The following is a 13842-nucleotide window of genomic DNA, read 5'->3' on the forward strand; positions in this document are numbered from 1 at the left end:
GTACAAACAGTAAACGATTAAAGAAGTAATTCATGACAGGACTCCGATAGGTTTTTTAGTAATATCTTGTTTTTCTAGATTATACCATAAATTATACCATAAAATAACTTTATGATTTATCTATCATGTAAAGCATTACATCTCATTGGAGCTATTAGTTGGTATGGATGTTTATTCTATTTGCCAAGATTATTTGTGTATCATGCCATGACAACCGATGTGATCAGTAAGGAAAGATTTATTATCATGGAACATAAGCTTTATTCGTATATCGGGACACCTTCAATGATAGTGACTGTTATTGCAGGCATGGGAATGATATATTTTAATCCTGCAATATTGTCTGGTTGGTTATGGTTAAAATTATTTGTGGTGGTTGGTCTAATAATTTTTCATTATGTTTGTTATTTACACATGAAGTCATTTAAGAACAATGCAAATAATAAGAGCCATGTATTTTTTAGACTTTTCAATGAAGTGCCCACATTGGCACTGTTGATTATTGTGCCACTAGCTGTGTTTAGATAGCAAAAGATCGTTAAAGTCTCTGAGTAGCTGTTGATATAATTTTCTTTTAAAGGGAATTACAAGCTTAGGAGCTTCTTCTGGCTGAACATACGCCCATTCTACAAACTCAACATTATTCTCTACTGGACCAGGTGGTGGCAATTTATTCAACTTTAATAAAAACCACCTTTGTTGTTGACCTACAACTTTAGGAAATTTTCTAAATCTAAGTGGTGTTTTATACGTATAGGTTTTTCTACTAATTGCTATGAGCTGCACATCTTCTATGGTGAGCCCTGTTTCTTCGTTAAGCTCTCGGTACATTGCCTCCTGCTCACTCTCTCCCGAGTCAATACCTCCTTGGGGGAATTGCCAATAAGGATTTTTATTACTTCTTCTGCCGATAAGAACTTTATTCGTTAAAGTATCAATTGGAATCATTCCTACATTGGATCGATAACCTTTAATAGCTTTCATAACTACATTATAAGGCTTAGTTTTGCATTCTTTAATTAGAAGTGTAGTAAATTATTACCATGAATAAATTGGCTTTGTTTGACCTTGACGACACATTAATAAATGGTGATAGCGATTGGTTATGGTGTGAGTTTTTAATTGAAAAAGGGGTATTATCTGCTGATTTTCGTACAATTAATGACGATTTTTACTACAAATATGAACAAGGCACCTTAAACCCCACTGAATACCTTGAGTTTGTGTTAAGCCCATTAAAAAACACTCCAGAATCTAAATGGTACAGTATTAGAGAAGAGTATATCAATAAAATAATTAAACCGTTAATTCTTCGCAAGGTAAAACAATTTGTAACTTGGCATAAAGATCAAGGAATGACTGTGATTATAATTACTGCCACTAATCGATTTATCACAGAGCCAATTGCTAACATTTTTGAAGTGGACCATTTAATTGCATCTGAATATGAAATTAATCAAGGATTAGTAACTGGAAGACCTTCTGGAATTCCAAATTTTAAAGAAGGAAAGGTTAAAAATTTATCCTTATGGTTAGAAAAACAAGGGCTTGAGTTATCTCAATTATATTCAGTTTTTTATAGCGATTCCCCTAATGATTTACCGTTACTACAATTAGTTTCAAAACCTGTAGCTACTAATCCTAGTAAAAAATTGCATGAACATGCCAAAGAGCAAGGTTGGAGCATTATCCATTTCTGGGATACTCATTAAACCCGAGGCAGTGTCACTCCGCGCTGTTTCTGATATTTTCCCTTTCGGTCCTTATACGAAACTTTGCAGACTTCGTCAGATTCAAAAAAAAGTATTTGCGCCACTCCTTCATTGGCATAAATTTTTGCCGGGAGCGGAGTAGTATTAGAAAATTCAAGGGTAATGTGACCTTCCCACTCAGGCTCAAGTGGCGTAACATTTACGATAATGCCACATCGTGCATAGGTAGACTTGCCTACACATAATGTCAAGACATTTCGGGGAATGCGAAAATACTCTACGGTTCGAGCGAGGGCAAAAGAATTCGGGGGAATAATGCAGGCACTGGTGTTTACTTCTACAAAACTCTTTTTTGAGAATTTTTTAGGGTCAACGATATCAGAATTAATATTTGTAAATATTTTAAATTCTCTAGCACATCGCACATCATATCCATAACTTGAAAGACCGTAGGAAATAGTTTTGTTTTTTCTTACTTGTTTTGACACAAATGGTTGAATCATACGACTACGAGTAACTTGCTTTTGTATCCAGATATCTGATTTGATCATTAAATGTAAACTCCTCTCATTATTTTAATTGTTTATTGTTTTGTTGGTTTAGCCATGACTACATTCGGCAATATTGTCGAATAATCTCTAGCCCGAAGAGATAGGATTGCCATTGCACGATACACACAATCTCTCAAAGTATTATAAATATGTTGGTCATGATTAACAGCGATGGGCTCGCCATGATCTGAGGCCTGTGCTAATTGACTATGGAGTGGCAAGGAACCAAGTAGCTGGGTTTGAAATGACTGCGCTAAAGCCGCCACCGAATCCTTGCCAAACAAATCCGTACGCACAAGGCAATGAGGACAAATAAAATGGCTCATATTTTCAATGATACCTAATACTGCAATATCAAGTTTTTTAAACATAGACAGCCCACGACGAACATCTGCAATGGAAAGACTTTGAGGTGTAGTGATAAGGATCGCCCCCGATACAGGAATTTTTTGTGCGAGGGTAAGTGGAATATCTCCTGTTCCAGGCGGCATATCTACTAGTAAATAATCAAGCTCTCCCCAATTGGTGTCTAAGATTAGTTGAGATAATGCGGCTGTCGCCATTGGTCCTCGCCAAATCATAGCAGTCTTATCATCAACAAGAAATCCTACTGACATTACTTTTACACCATGACGGATAAATGGCTCAAACCGCTTGCCATCAAGGGTGTCAGGGTTGCCTGATAACCCAAAAAGTTTGGGCAATGAAGGCCCATAAATATCTGCGTCAACTATCCCTACCTTTGCTCCTTCTTGTGCTAACAAAGTAGCTAAGTGAGCTGCTATGGTTGATTTACCAACTCCACCTTTAGCCGCGCTAACGGCAATTACATTTTTGACTGTTTCAAGCCCTTTTATGCCTTTCTGTGGGGAATGCCGTAATATACCATGTGAAATTTCAACATTTAATGTTTGCGTAAATGCTAATTTCCAATGCTTTTCCAAAGCTTGAATAAACTCTGGGCAAAGTGTGCTTAAGGGATAACGCAAAACTATATGTGCCCCAACACAATTATCAATTAATTGAATTTTTTCAATTTTTGCTGAGGTTCCAAGCGGCTGGCCATGGTACGGATCTACAAACGAAAGTATGTGCTGTTTGAAAGATTCTTCATTTTGTTGCATAGGGTAATTATATAGTAGATTGCTAATTTGATTAAACTATAATACTGTGAGCAGATGTCTAAAACAATTCTCATTACCAGTGCCTTACCCTATGCAAATGGTCCAATTCATATTGGACATCTGTTAGAACATATCCAAACAGATACCTACGCAAGGGCAGCGAGAATGTTTGGAAACACCTGTTGGTATGTTTGTGCCGATGACGCACATGGTACCCCAATAATGATTAGTGCTAAAAATCAACAATGCACCCCACTTGAATTAATCACAAAGTTACATCAAGAACACAAAGATGACTTCGCGTTATTTTCCATAATGCATGATTGCTACCACTCCACTCACTCATCAGAAAATCAAACACATACCAATAGAGTGTATCAACTCTTAAAAAGCAAGGGACTTATTACTAGAAAACTACTGCCACAAATGTATGATGAAGCGTCGGCTATGTTTCTCCCAGATCGATTTATCAGAGGCGAATGTCCAAAATGCAAAAGTCCTGAGCAGTATGGAGATGGGTGCGAGGTTTGTGGGGCTACCTATTCCCCAGCAGATTTGATAAATCCCCGCTCCTTTGTTTCTGGCACTAAACCAATTATCAAGGAAAGCGAGCATCTGTTCTTTGAGCTAACTCCGCTCCGTGAATTCTTACATACATATATAACAAGTTGTGCATTACAAAGTGAAATCGCCAACAAAATGAAAGAATGGGTTGAGGGAGATTTAAAAGCTTGGGACATTAGTCGTGAAGCGCCATATTTTGGATTTTTAATTCCAGACGAAGTTGATAAATATTTTTATGTATGGCTTGATGCACCAATTGGTTATATAGCAAGTAGTGAGAAATTGCTCACTACCCTAGGCAGAGATATCAATGATGTGTGGGGTGAAAATTCAGATGTAGACCTTATTCATGTAATTGGCAAGGATATCGCTTACTTTCATTGCCTCTTCTGGCCTGCTATGCTCCATGCCGCGGGACACCGCACCCCAACACAAATTCAATGCCATGGATTTATCACTATCCAAGGTGAGAAAATGTCAAAGTCTAAAGGCAATTTCATCACAGCAAGAGATTGGGCGCAACAACAAGATACAGACCACTTGAGATACTATTTATGTGCAAAAATGCAGGGCACCATTGTAGATATGGATCTAGACTTTAATGAATTTGAACTAAAAATTAATGCTGATTTGATCGGCAAGTTTGTTAATATTCCAAGTCGATGCGCTCAGCTACTTGCAACATACTGCGATCACAAAACCACTTCTGAAAATGACATAAACCCCTTTGCCACACACATTGAAGAATTATTCTCTCATGCATCTCAGTTGTATTTAGAGTGGAAGATCGGTGAAGTTATTAAAGATTCCATGCGATTGGCTGATATGATAAATAGTTATTTATCCGATGCCAAGCCTTGGAGTGCATTTAAGAACCCTACAACTGCTCAAGCCGCACAACAAACATGCACATTTGCGCTAGAGGCTTTTGTTGCATTAGCATCGGTGCTTTCTCCTATTATCCCAACTATTTCTAAAAACAGCCTCGCTCTATTTTTAATTAAACAACCTTGCATTCAATTTACCTCACTGCGTGGAATTACTCTTCAACCTTTCACACAACTTTCAGCTAGAGTAAACCGAAGTAAACTAGACTCACTTGTACCATGAGCAATACGGAACGAACAAATACTATAGTTTCAATTGTCGCTAAAGATTGTATTGGATGTGGTCGTTGTGTGCCAGTATGCCCAGTAGATGCGATTTCTGGAATTCTTCAAAAACCACATATAGTTCGTGAAGAATATTGTATCGGATGTGACTGGTGTGTTGAAGAATGTCCAGTTGACTGTATAGAGATAATCCCAAACACGGTTCAGCTTAATGAACAAGCGTTGTTATTAAGAAAGAAAAAACTAACTCAGCTCCATAAAGAGAAAAAAATCCGAATTGCCACTCAAGAAGAAGCGCTTGATGAAATGATCCAGCAATCAGATTTTGAGGGAATAATTTCTGAGCTACTCAGCAAAAAAATAAATGGGCAAAAAAATAATTCCGATCAATCCTCTTAACCAAACACAAAGTCGCATCTGGGAGACGCTTTCCTCGCACTATGGATTACCTAAACCCTTTCTAAACCATCAAACTCCTTTTCAACATCTTGTTGCAATAATTTTATCAGCCCAATCTACTGATGCTATGGTCAATACTATTTCACCAAATCTTTTTGCAAAGTACGGCACGCCCGAACTAATTTCCCAAGCATCGTTATCAGAAATTGAGATATGTCTGAAACAGTTAGGCCTGTATCGTTCAAAAGCAAAACATATCCATGCCTTGGGTCAGATACTGTGTACAAATTTTAACCATACTGTTCCGAGTAGCTATGAAGAGCTTATTTCACTACCAGGGGTGGGTAGAAAAACTGCCCATGTATATCTAAATCTAACCTACAACCTACCACTCATTGGTGTGGATACCCATGTGTTAAGGCTAAGTAAGAGAATGGGGCTAAGTGATTCCAATAATCCAATAAAAGTAGAACAGGATTTATACAAACATGTCCCTGTTTCTTTTCATGGTAATGTTAACTATCTGTTAGTGTCACATGGAAGAGCAATATGCACCGCGAAGAAGCCTAATTGTATAGCCTGCCCAATTCACTCAGTTTGTACTAAGCTGCTCTAGAAAGTGTATAATGCTTGAATAACAAAACAAAACCTAAAAGAGGAAATTATGAATAAAAATAAATTAAACGCAATCGCAATGTCAATTGGAGTTAGCTTACTCGGAGCTACCGTTAGCAGTACATTAGCTACTGAATCCACTTCAAAACCTTTTGAATTAAAACCAGCTATTTCTGGTTCTACTTTAGCTGGCGACCATAAAGAAGGAAGCTGTGGCGACAAGAAAGGCAAAAAAGAAGGAAGCTGTGGCGAAAAGAAGAGCAAAAAAGAAGGAAGCTGTGGTGAAGGCAAATGTGGTGACATGAAAGGCAAGAAAGAAGGAAGCTGTGGCGACAAGAAAGGCAAGAAAGAAGGAAGCTGTGGTGACATGAAAGGCAAGAAAGAAGGAAGCTGTGGCGAAAAGAAGAGCAAGTAAACTTACTCTAAAAAATGTTGTACTCCAACACCACCTTACATAGGTGGTGTTGTTGTTTATATATAATGGTAATATAAAACTATGCAAAAACAAACTTTCCAAGGCTCTGGGTTAGGGTTACGCAGAGGGTTTATGGAAGAGCTATCAACCAAATCATTTAAAAAAACTATTGATTTTTTTGAGATAGCACCAGAAAATTGGATTGATATAGGAGGATCCTTAGCAATTCTTTTTCATGAATACACAGAAAAGTATCCGTTCATTGCCCACGGACTTTCCTTATCAATAGGATCTCCAGCTCCATTAAATATCGCTCTTGTAAAAGAGATTAAAACCTTCCTATCAGATTATAAAATTAAGTTATACAGCGAGCACTTAAGTTGGTGCGCAGATGAATCACAGTTATTTGACTTATTACCGATCCCTTTTACCATAGAGGCTGCCAAACACACTGCTAAACGCATTGCCCAAGTTCAAGATATCCTAGGAAAACAAATCGCGATTGAAAACTCTTCTTATTATCTTGCTCCAGGGCAACACCTAAAAGAAATAGAATTCCTAAAAGAAGTGCTTGAGCAATCGGATTGTCTATTGCTCTTAGACATTAATAATATTTATGTTAATTCTGTTAACCACGGTTACGATGCTAAGGCATTTATAGACGCAATTCCAACAGAGAGAATCGCGTACGCACATATTGCTGGTCATTGGAAAAAGAAAAAAAACTTAATTATTGACACCCACGGCAGTGCAGTAATTGAGCCGGTATGGGATTTATTGGCATACGCCTACAACATCCATGGTTTGTTTCCAACGCTCCTAGAGAGAGATTTTGATTTTCCACCTTTACAAGAATTACTTACAGAGGTTTCAAAAATTAAAAATCTACAACATACCCATGCCTATGCAAACACTTAATGAGTTAATATTTCTTGCATCAAATTTTATCACCATCGTTGTTAGTGTAGGTGTTGTTGTACTTATTGTCACGGTGATCACTCTGTATATCAAAGATCGCACACAAACCAGTCACGCTATTCTGCGCAATTATCCAGTGATTGGGAGATTCCGGTACTACTTTGAACATTTAGGTGAATTTTTTAGACAGTATTTCTTTTCTTTGGATCGAGACGAAATGCCCTTTAACCGCTCCGAACGATCTTGGGTGTATCGCTCTGCGAAAAAAATTGATAATACCATTGCATTTGGTTCAACCAGAAGAATTGATGAAGATGGAACAATCCTTTTTGCTAATAATCAAACGCCAATTTTAGATAGCGAAGCGCTACCTACCCCTCCAGTCACAATTGGAAGTTATTGTAAAAACCCTTATCAAACTGCATCATTGGTCAATATCTCCGCTATGTCATTTGGTGCAATATCTGAACCTGCAGTGCTTGCTTTAAGTAAAGGGGCAAAAAAATGTGGTTGCTGGTTTAACACTGGTGAAGGTGGGCTTTCACCTCATCATCTTGCAGGTGGATGCGATATTATATTTCAAATTGGCACAGCTAAATATGGCGTAAGAGAACTAGATGGCTCACTTTCAAAAACAAAATTGCAATCTATCGCCGCAATACCCGAAGTTAAAATGTTTGAATTAAAATTGAGTCAAGGTGCCAAACCTGGTAAAGGCGGAATATTACCAGCAATTAAAATTACTCAAGAAGTTGCGGATATCAGAGGTATTGAAGTTGGCAAGGATTCCATAAGTCCAAATCGCCATCTAGAAATTAAATCTGTAAATGAATTATTAGATTTTATTTCTATGATCAGAGATGTAACTGGGAAACCTGTTGGTATCAAAACTGTACTCGGCGAATACGAATGGATTCAGGAATTATGTGAAAAAATTCTACAACGCGGGCAGGAATACGCTCCAGACTTTATTACCCTTGATAGCACAGATGGTGGTAGCGGAGCGGCGCCTATGAGCCTCATGGACTATGTCGGACTACCGATCCGAGAAACTGTTCCACAAACTGTCAATATTCTCTTAGAGGCAAATCTGAAAAAAAGAATAATGGTCTGTGCCTCAGGTAAATTAATCACGCCAGACAAAGTAGCATGGGCCTACGCGCTTGGAGCAGATTTTGTAAATACCGCACGAGGCTTTATGTTCGCGCTAGGTTGTATTCAATCATTAAAATGCAATTTAAACACCTGCCCAACTGGTATCACCACCCACGATAAAAAATTGCAACGCGGACTGAACCCAACTGACAAAGCTGAACGAGTAGCCAATTATGCGAGAGGGCTTTCAAAAGAGGTAGAAACGATTTCTCATTCTTGCGGAGTTGCTCACCCACGACTACTGAGAAGAAAACATGTTAGACTACTGAGACGCTTCGGACCGTCACTTCGCTTAGATGAGATTAGACCCTACCCAAAAAACACTTCAATGTAAAATAACAATACCAACATGAAACTTTTACCACAGCTTATTTTTTTTATTAGTAACATTAAATTATTTATTTTTAAATTTGATTGGATAGCACCTCTACTCTGTAGAATTTATCTGGTGCCTATTTTTTGGAGTGCCGGTATCAAAAAATTTAATTCTTTTGAAAGCATTGTCTATTGGTTTGGTGAAGGTGGTCTTGACCTCCCCGCTCCTCAGCTAATGGCATTTTTAGCCACAGCAAGTGAATTAGTTGGAGCAATTTTTCTCACCTTAGGCTTTGCTACTAGATTGATCTGTATACCACTTTCCTTTACTATGATTGTTGCTGCAGTTACTGTGCATTGGCAGTATGGATGGCAGGCAATTCTAGACCCAGGATCACCTTTTGCTCCTCCTTATGCCGATGAAGGTATTGAAAGATTAGAAAAAGCAAGGGAGATATTGGACACACATGGTAATTATGACTGGCTGACCGAAACTGGAAATTTAGTTATCCTTAATAATGGTATAGAATTTGCAGCAACGTATTTACTTCTCCTCATAGTGCTGATAACCATTGGTGGAGGGAGATATGTCAGTGCTGACTACTGGATTTTTAAAGCGTTTGTTTCCTACTATCAAAGAAAAAGCGGTTAAGGGATTTCAAATATGCATTTTGCAATTTTGCAGAGAAATATAGCACGATATCTGCGCACTAAAAATACTAAAGGAATCCCAAAAAAACTACTGGGTGAACGCTTAGAGATCTATCGCGAATTAGTTGTTAGTAACATAGAGTCATTTATTGATACGAGATTTCCTATTTGTGCATCTATGCTCGGAAATAAAAAATGGAGAAGCTTAGTGCTCAGTTTTATCGCCGAACATCCAATTTCCTCACCTTATTTTCACCAAATCCCTACAGAATTTCTTTTATACCTAAATAAACAACCTCTGAAACAACTCCCTCCCTATCTTTTAGAGTTAGCGCATTACGAATGGGTAGAGCTTGCTATTCTTACCTCTAAAAACACCCCACTTCCTGCTTTTAAAAAGAAAATTAAGTTAGACAAACCAGTCGTTCTAGTCCCAATTTCACAAATTTATCTCTACCGTTTTCCAGTACATACATTTACCACCAAGATGTATAAATCTGCTGTCATAAAAAGACAAACAAAATCGGCACGTACTACACCGATACACCTCGTTATGTTTAGAAAAATAGATTATACACTTGGGGTAAGAGAAGTTACTGCCGCAATGGCTTTACTTATTAACGCATGTATTCAGACGCCAAAAAAAATCCTCCATCGCCATATCCTTACAATAGCTAAAACAATGAATATCCAGCAAGACCAATGTAAACAATTTGAAAATCAAGCGATGCAAAACTTACTCACTTTACAGCGAGAAGGTTTGATTTTAGGTTCTAAAAGTTAAAAAGTAGCGCCGAAACTAATAAAAGGACCTTCATACAGTCTTATACTTTTAGATTTTACTGGCAATACTGTGACATTTTTGTATCCGAAAGAAAATGTGGCTGAAGGAAGAAACTGCACCTTGAAGCCTACTGCTGTTTCAGAGTAGCGTTCAAGCGTGTTAAAAGAAAAAACATTTGGAGATGCAATAACATCGGCATAGAGTTGAATAGGTGTGTCCATCGTCGCAACATACGCAAATCGTAATTGAATGCCTGCGAACCATGATTGATCAAAGGTAGGTGCTTTTTTATAATTCTTTAAATATAACGCACCAATCTTCATTCCCACACCAAAATTAAATTTTTCTTCTTGGCCAACAATGTCACCTTCGGCAAGTACAGAAAAATGTCCGATGATATCTTTATGCTCATTATAGGTAAACCCTAATTCCAGAGATGCGCCACTAAAATTGGTGCTTTGCTCGATAAGATAATCTACACCTGCATACTTGTCACTAACAACAATACCAAGACCCGCAGCACCTACCTGCATTGACGCCAACATTAAAACAACTGTAATAATTTTTTTCATAGGCTCATTATAACAAAATAAACTACAGACACAAGGATGGAATGTGGCCAAATCCTCTAAATAAGATTCAGTAAAAACCAAAGAGTTAATGCAATAAAATAGCCTTATAGCCCTATGATAAATATGAAAAAAGAAATTGAGATAAATAAAGAACGGCTCACTTACCTCATAGAGTTATTCAAGATGAATGTGGGCGATCTTCACGAACTGATCTCAAAAAACGGCAACAACCCCAGAAAAAAAAGTTTACATATTTCAGACATATACCCTGAAAACAGCATAATAAAACTCAGCATATTAAAACAAATAGACAAAATATTCAAGAAAGGTCTACATTTCTACACCAACCCAGATCCATGCGATAAATCAACTCATGAGAGTGTTTTTTTCAGGACCCCAACGCTCAATACAAAACTTGAACATCAAGATTACGCAAAGATACTAGAACTTGAGGAGGACATTAATCACATTAATCATCTCTTAACCATTTGCGATATTCCCTTAACGCGGATACTTAGAAAACAGAAATATACGGATGACCCAGTAACAATTGCTGAGTTAGTAAGAGATAAACTAAAAATAGGAAATGATCGTCTCACCAATAATCAGTATAAAAATAAACTTCTTAATTTTACTAACGCATTGGCAAAATTCGATATACCTGTAATTGAATTTATTGAACACCCTACTATTAAATATAAAACAAACTTTGAAGGATTGACTATCTCAAACTTTTTAATAATTAAACATAATACGATTTCAAAAAAAAGAGAGATTTTTACTCTTGCCCATGAACTAGGACACTACATCCTCAATCAAGAAGCATTTGATAATTCATTCAACTGCGAACCACAACAAGATATAGAACGATGGTGTAATACTTTTGCAATTAATCTATTGTTAAGCAATGATTCCAAGAAAAGCTTAGGACTAATACGATCATTTAATGCAGACACAGCTTCACTTATAAATAATATATCCAATATTGATGGTGTAAGTGAATTAGCAATTTACCTTTATTTATATACAAATAATATTATCAGCTGGGATAATTATATCGAGCATAGAAATAGGGTAGATCAAATAATTAAAGATAAAAAAGAGAAACAAAATAAAAAATTAAAAAGTAACAGTGATAAAACCTTCGGTAGAATTGCAAAACCTATACAATCTGAGATTGTTGAGAGGGCTTACCGTATGGCATATCTTCAAGGTGCAATTGAAGAATATGAAGTGGTGCAGTATTTCAAACCTAACATTTCAGAAATTCAGCGAGGTTTTTTTGATAATTTTATCTACGGCACACCGATGATTTCTACTAAAAAGAAAGCCGCATAATCCATTTAGATACTATGCATATTATTGATACAAGCAGTCTAATAAGTTACTGTGACTACTATCTTCCTTTAGATTTCAAAAAACTGCTCAGTAATTTTCTAAAAGAAAAAATTGAGAGCAAGGATATTCTACTAATAGATAAAGTGATTGATGAGTCAAGAAAGACTCGTAATGGCGTAGTAATAAAAAATTTACAATTTATAAACAACGATACATTAGGTATAAAGACTATTATTACAAAAGAAGACCATGAATTGATTGCCACCAATTTTCTTAATAAGAAGTTAGTGCCTATTAATAGCAAAGTAAACTACATCACAGAAAAAAATAATTACATTAATACAGCCGATCCTGCATTAATATTATACGCAAGAAAGAACAACTACACTATAATAACTGAAGAGCAAAGTAATAATTCAAACTATAAAAAGATATTCAACAAGATTCCAACTATATGTGCTTCATTAAAAATTAATTGTATTTCTATGGCAAATTATTTAAAAGATAATTCAACTTTAAAATTGGGACATTTCAATATTGCAGAATAAACAAAAAGATATTAAAACATATACTCACTATTGAAGAAAAGAATGAACGATCAAAGAAAGAATGCCTTAGCGACTTGGGTTGATGCCTGTTTTGGCATACCATGCTCCCTGCTCCCTGCGAGTGAAGATGCAAGTTTCAGAAAATATTATCGGCTAACACTTCCCACAGGCGCTACTTACATTGCAGTTGATTCACCCCCAGATAAAGAAAAAAATCATGCGTGGCTACAAGCTCAAGCTGATTTACTAGCTATTGGGTGTCGTGTTCCTTTAGTAAAATTTTGCAACCTTCGTGAAGGATTTCTTATCATCAGCGACCTTGGTACTCAGCAATATCTTTCTGCATACACAACTGAGTCATACCCTGTTTTAATTGAACAAGCTATTGACCAACTTTTAACTATTCAACAGGGAGTGCCGAGCAACCATTATCAACCCTATGATGAAACATTACTAAGACAAGAACTAATGATATTCCCAGAATGGTACCTCAATAAATACTGCAAAAGGACTTTAAACAATGCTGAAGAAAAACAATGGCAAGAAATAATTGATTTTATTATTGCACGATGCGTCTCACAGCCAAAAGTCTGGGTGCACCGAGATTACCATTCTAGAAATCTAATGGTCATTGCAGATAGTTCTCAGCCTGGTATTATTGATTTTCAAGATGCTGTACAAGGTGCGATTACCTACGATATAGTATCATTGCTAAGGGATTGTTACTACGCCTGTCCTAAAGAACTTGAGCAACAAATTCTAGATAAGGTATTTAGTCTCTGGCAAGAGAAGCTAAACATTAAAGCCTCACACCAAGAATTACAGTCCATGTATGAGATTAGCGGAATACAACGACACCTAAAAGCAACTGGTATATTTGCGAGATTATATATTCGTGATGGCAAATCTGGCTACCTTAAAGACATACCTCGCACACTTCAATACATACAAAATAGTCTCGTGCATTTCCCACAGCTCAAGGCGCTAGCTGCATTTTGTCAAGTCACACCTTCGTGAATTTAAGAAGCCCAGCGCCGCATTTTTGTTAAAATATCCGGAATGGATATAA

General features: G+C 36.8%; 17 protein-coding genes. 13 read left to right on the top strand and 4 right to left on the bottom strand.

Annotation, left to right across the window (positions count from 1 at the left end; translation table 11 throughout):
* Positions 1 to 111: 111 nt before the first annotated feature.
* Positions 112 to 528 (top strand): CopD family protein, encoded by a 417-nt coding sequence (locus QM538_05925; protein MDI9348025.1) that lies wholly within the window; start codon positions 112 to 114, stop codon positions 526 to 528.
* Here QM538_05925 and QM538_05930 read toward each other — a convergent pair.
* Positions 511 to 984, bottom strand: coding sequence for an NUDIX domain-containing protein (locus QM538_05930; GenBank protein ID MDI9348026.1), 474 nt, complete (start codon positions 982 to 984; stop codon positions 511 to 513). The genes QM538_05925 and QM538_05930 overlap by 18 nt on opposite strands.
* Positions 985 to 1043: 59 nt before the next feature.
* Here QM538_05930 and QM538_05935 point away from each other — a divergent pair, with 59 nt between their 5' ends.
* A complete protein-coding gene (locus tag QM538_05935) occupies positions 1044 to 1712 on the top strand; it encodes an HAD family phosphatase (protein MDI9348027.1) in 669 nt (222 codons plus the stop codon).
* Here QM538_05935 and dcd read toward each other — a convergent pair.
* Both dcd and QM538_05945 read right to left on the bottom strand, forming a co-directional pair.
* The gene (gene dcd, locus QM538_05940; protein ID MDI9348028.1) at positions 1709 to 2215 is read right to left on the bottom strand and encodes a dCTP deaminase; all 507 of its coding nucleotides are present in this window, start codon (positions 2213 to 2215) and stop codon (positions 1709 to 1711) included. The two genes, QM538_05935 and dcd, sit on opposite strands and share 4 nt — an antisense overlap.
* A gap of 80 nt (positions 2216 to 2295) precedes the next feature.
* Positions 2296 to 3387 carry an Mrp/NBP35 family ATP-binding protein gene (locus QM538_05945; GenBank protein MDI9348029.1) on the bottom strand — a complete coding sequence of 364 codons (1092 nt, stop codon included), beginning with the start codon at positions 3385 to 3387 and terminating at the stop codon, positions 2296 to 2298.
* 54 nt (positions 3388 to 3441) lie between these two features.
* Between QM538_05945 and metG the strand changes: the two genes are divergently transcribed.
* The 8 genes from metG to QM538_05985 all read left to right on the top strand — a co-directional run bounded on the left by metG (position 3442) and on the right by QM538_05985 (position 10315).
* Positions 3442 to 5061, top strand: coding sequence for a methionine--tRNA ligase (gene metG, locus QM538_05950; GenBank protein ID MDI9348030.1), 1620 nt, complete (start codon positions 3442 to 3444; stop codon positions 5059 to 5061).
* A complete protein-coding gene (locus tag QM538_05955) occupies positions 5058 to 5462 on the top strand; it encodes an RnfABCDGE type electron transport complex subunit B (GenBank protein ID MDI9348031.1) in 405 nt (134 codons plus the stop codon). The genes metG and QM538_05955 overlap by 4 nt, the downstream gene beginning before the upstream one ends.
* Positions 5428 to 6078: an endonuclease III gene (nth, locus tag QM538_05960; GenBank protein MDI9348032.1), complete on the top strand. Its 651-nt coding sequence runs from the start codon at positions 5428 to 5430 to the stop codon at positions 6076 to 6078. Before QM538_05955 ends, nth begins: the two co-directional genes overlap by 35 nt.
* Before the next feature lie 48 nt (positions 6079 to 6126).
* Positions 6127 to 6492 (top strand): hypothetical protein, encoded by a 366-nt coding sequence (locus QM538_05965; GenBank protein ID MDI9348033.1) that lies wholly within the window; start codon positions 6127 to 6129, stop codon positions 6490 to 6492.
* A gap of 81 nt (positions 6493 to 6573) precedes the next feature.
* Positions 6574 to 7410 (top strand): DUF692 domain-containing protein, encoded by an 837-nt coding sequence (locus QM538_05970; GenBank protein MDI9348034.1) that lies wholly within the window; start codon positions 6574 to 6576, stop codon positions 7408 to 7410.
* A complete protein-coding gene (locus QM538_05975; protein ID MDI9348035.1) occupies positions 7391 to 8899 on the top strand; it encodes an FMN-binding glutamate synthase family protein in 1509 nt (502 codons plus the stop codon). Before QM538_05970 ends, QM538_05975 begins: the two co-directional genes overlap by 20 nt.
* Before the next feature lie 15 nt (positions 8900 to 8914).
* The gene (locus tag QM538_05980) at positions 8915 to 9532 is read left to right on the top strand and encodes a DoxX family protein (protein MDI9348036.1); all 618 of its coding nucleotides are present in this window, start codon (positions 8915 to 8917) and stop codon (positions 9530 to 9532) included.
* Between the two features lie 12 nt (positions 9533 to 9544).
* Positions 9545 to 10315 (top strand): putative DNA-binding domain-containing protein, encoded by a 771-nt coding sequence (locus QM538_05985; GenBank protein MDI9348037.1) that lies wholly within the window; start codon positions 9545 to 9547, stop codon positions 10313 to 10315.
* Here QM538_05985 and QM538_05990 read toward each other — a convergent pair.
* The gene (locus QM538_05990) at positions 10312 to 10887 is read right to left on the bottom strand and encodes a hypothetical protein (GenBank protein ID MDI9348038.1); all 576 of its coding nucleotides are present in this window, start codon (positions 10885 to 10887) and stop codon (positions 10312 to 10314) included. The genes QM538_05985 and QM538_05990 overlap by 4 nt on opposite strands.
* 114 nt (positions 10888 to 11001) lie before the next feature.
* Between QM538_05990 and QM538_05995 the strand changes: the two genes are divergently transcribed.
* The 3 genes from QM538_05995 to QM538_06005 are packed head-to-tail and all read left to right on the top strand — an operon-like array spanning position 11002 to position 13790.
* A complete protein-coding gene (locus QM538_05995; GenBank protein MDI9348039.1) occupies positions 11002 to 12225 on the top strand; it encodes an ImmA/IrrE family metallo-endopeptidase in 1224 nt (407 codons plus the stop codon).
* Positions 12226 to 12239: 14 nt separating this feature from the next.
* On the top strand, positions 12240 to 12773 hold the full coding sequence (locus QM538_06000) for a DUF4411 family protein (protein ID MDI9348040.1): 534 nt from the start codon (positions 12240 to 12242) through the stop codon (positions 12771 to 12773).
* A 30-nt stretch (positions 12774 to 12803) separates the two neighbouring features.
* Positions 12804 to 13790: a phosphotransferase gene (locus QM538_06005; GenBank protein MDI9348041.1), complete on the top strand. Its 987-nt coding sequence runs from the start codon at positions 12804 to 12806 to the stop codon at positions 13788 to 13790.
* The last annotated feature ends 52 nt before the right edge of the window (positions 13791 to 13842 follow it).

Source organism: Candidatus Methylacidiphilales bacterium (assembly GCA_030054035.1).
Taxonomy (GTDB): Bacteria; Pseudomonadota; Gammaproteobacteria; order JASGCS01; family JASGCS01; genus JASGCS01.

Excerpts from the sequence above, each read along its gene's own strand:
- QM538_05930 (MDI9348026.1), bottom strand. The coding sequence starts at position 984 with ATGAAAGCTATTAAAGGTTATCGATCCAATGTAGGAATGATTCCAATT.
- QM538_05965 (MDI9348033.1), top strand. The coding sequence starts at position 6,127 with ATGAATAAAAATAAATTAAACGCAATCGCAATGTCAATTGGAGTTAGC.
- nth (MDI9348032.1), top strand. The coding sequence starts at position 5,428 with ATGGGCAAAAAAATAATTCCGATCAATCCTCTTAACCAAACACAAAGT.
- QM538_05955 (MDI9348031.1), top strand. The coding sequence starts at position 5,058 with ATGAGCAATACGGAACGAACAAATACTATAGTTTCAATTGTCGCTAAA.
- QM538_05995 (MDI9348039.1), top strand. The coding sequence starts at position 11,002 with ATGATAAATATGAAAAAAGAAATTGAGATAAATAAAGAACGGCTCACT.
- QM538_05975 (MDI9348035.1), top strand. The coding sequence starts at position 7,391 with ATGCCTATGCAAACACTTAATGAGTTAATATTTCTTGCATCAAATTTT.
- QM538_06000 (MDI9348040.1), top strand. The coding sequence starts at position 12,240 with ATGCATATTATTGATACAAGCAGTCTAATAAGTTACTGTGACTACTAT.
- QM538_05980 (MDI9348036.1), top strand. The coding sequence starts at position 8,915 with ATGAAACTTTTACCACAGCTTATTTTTTTTATTAGTAACATTAAATTA.
- dcd (MDI9348028.1), bottom strand. The coding sequence starts at position 2,215 with ATGATTCAACCATTTGTGTCAAAACAAGTAAGAAAAAACAAAACTATT.
- QM538_05945 (MDI9348029.1), bottom strand. The coding sequence starts at position 3,387 with ATGCAACAAAATGAAGAATCTTTCAAACAGCACATACTTTCGTTTGTA.
- metG (MDI9348030.1), top strand. The coding sequence starts at position 3,442 with ATGTCTAAAACAATTCTCATTACCAGTGCCTTACCCTATGCAAATGGT.
- QM538_05985 (MDI9348037.1), top strand. The coding sequence starts at position 9,545 with ATGCATTTTGCAATTTTGCAGAGAAATATAGCACGATATCTGCGCACT.
- QM538_05935 (MDI9348027.1), top strand. The coding sequence starts at position 1,044 with ATGAATAAATTGGCTTTGTTTGACCTTGACGACACATTAATAAATGGT.
- QM538_05970 (MDI9348034.1), top strand. The coding sequence starts at position 6,574 with ATGCAAAAACAAACTTTCCAAGGCTCTGGGTTAGGGTTACGCAGAGGG.
- QM538_05925 (MDI9348025.1), top strand. The coding sequence starts at position 112 with ATGATTTATCTATCATGTAAAGCATTACATCTCATTGGAGCTATTAGT.
- QM538_05990 (MDI9348038.1), bottom strand. The coding sequence starts at position 10,887 with ATGAAAAAAATTATTACAGTTGTTTTAATGTTGGCGTCAATGCAGGTA.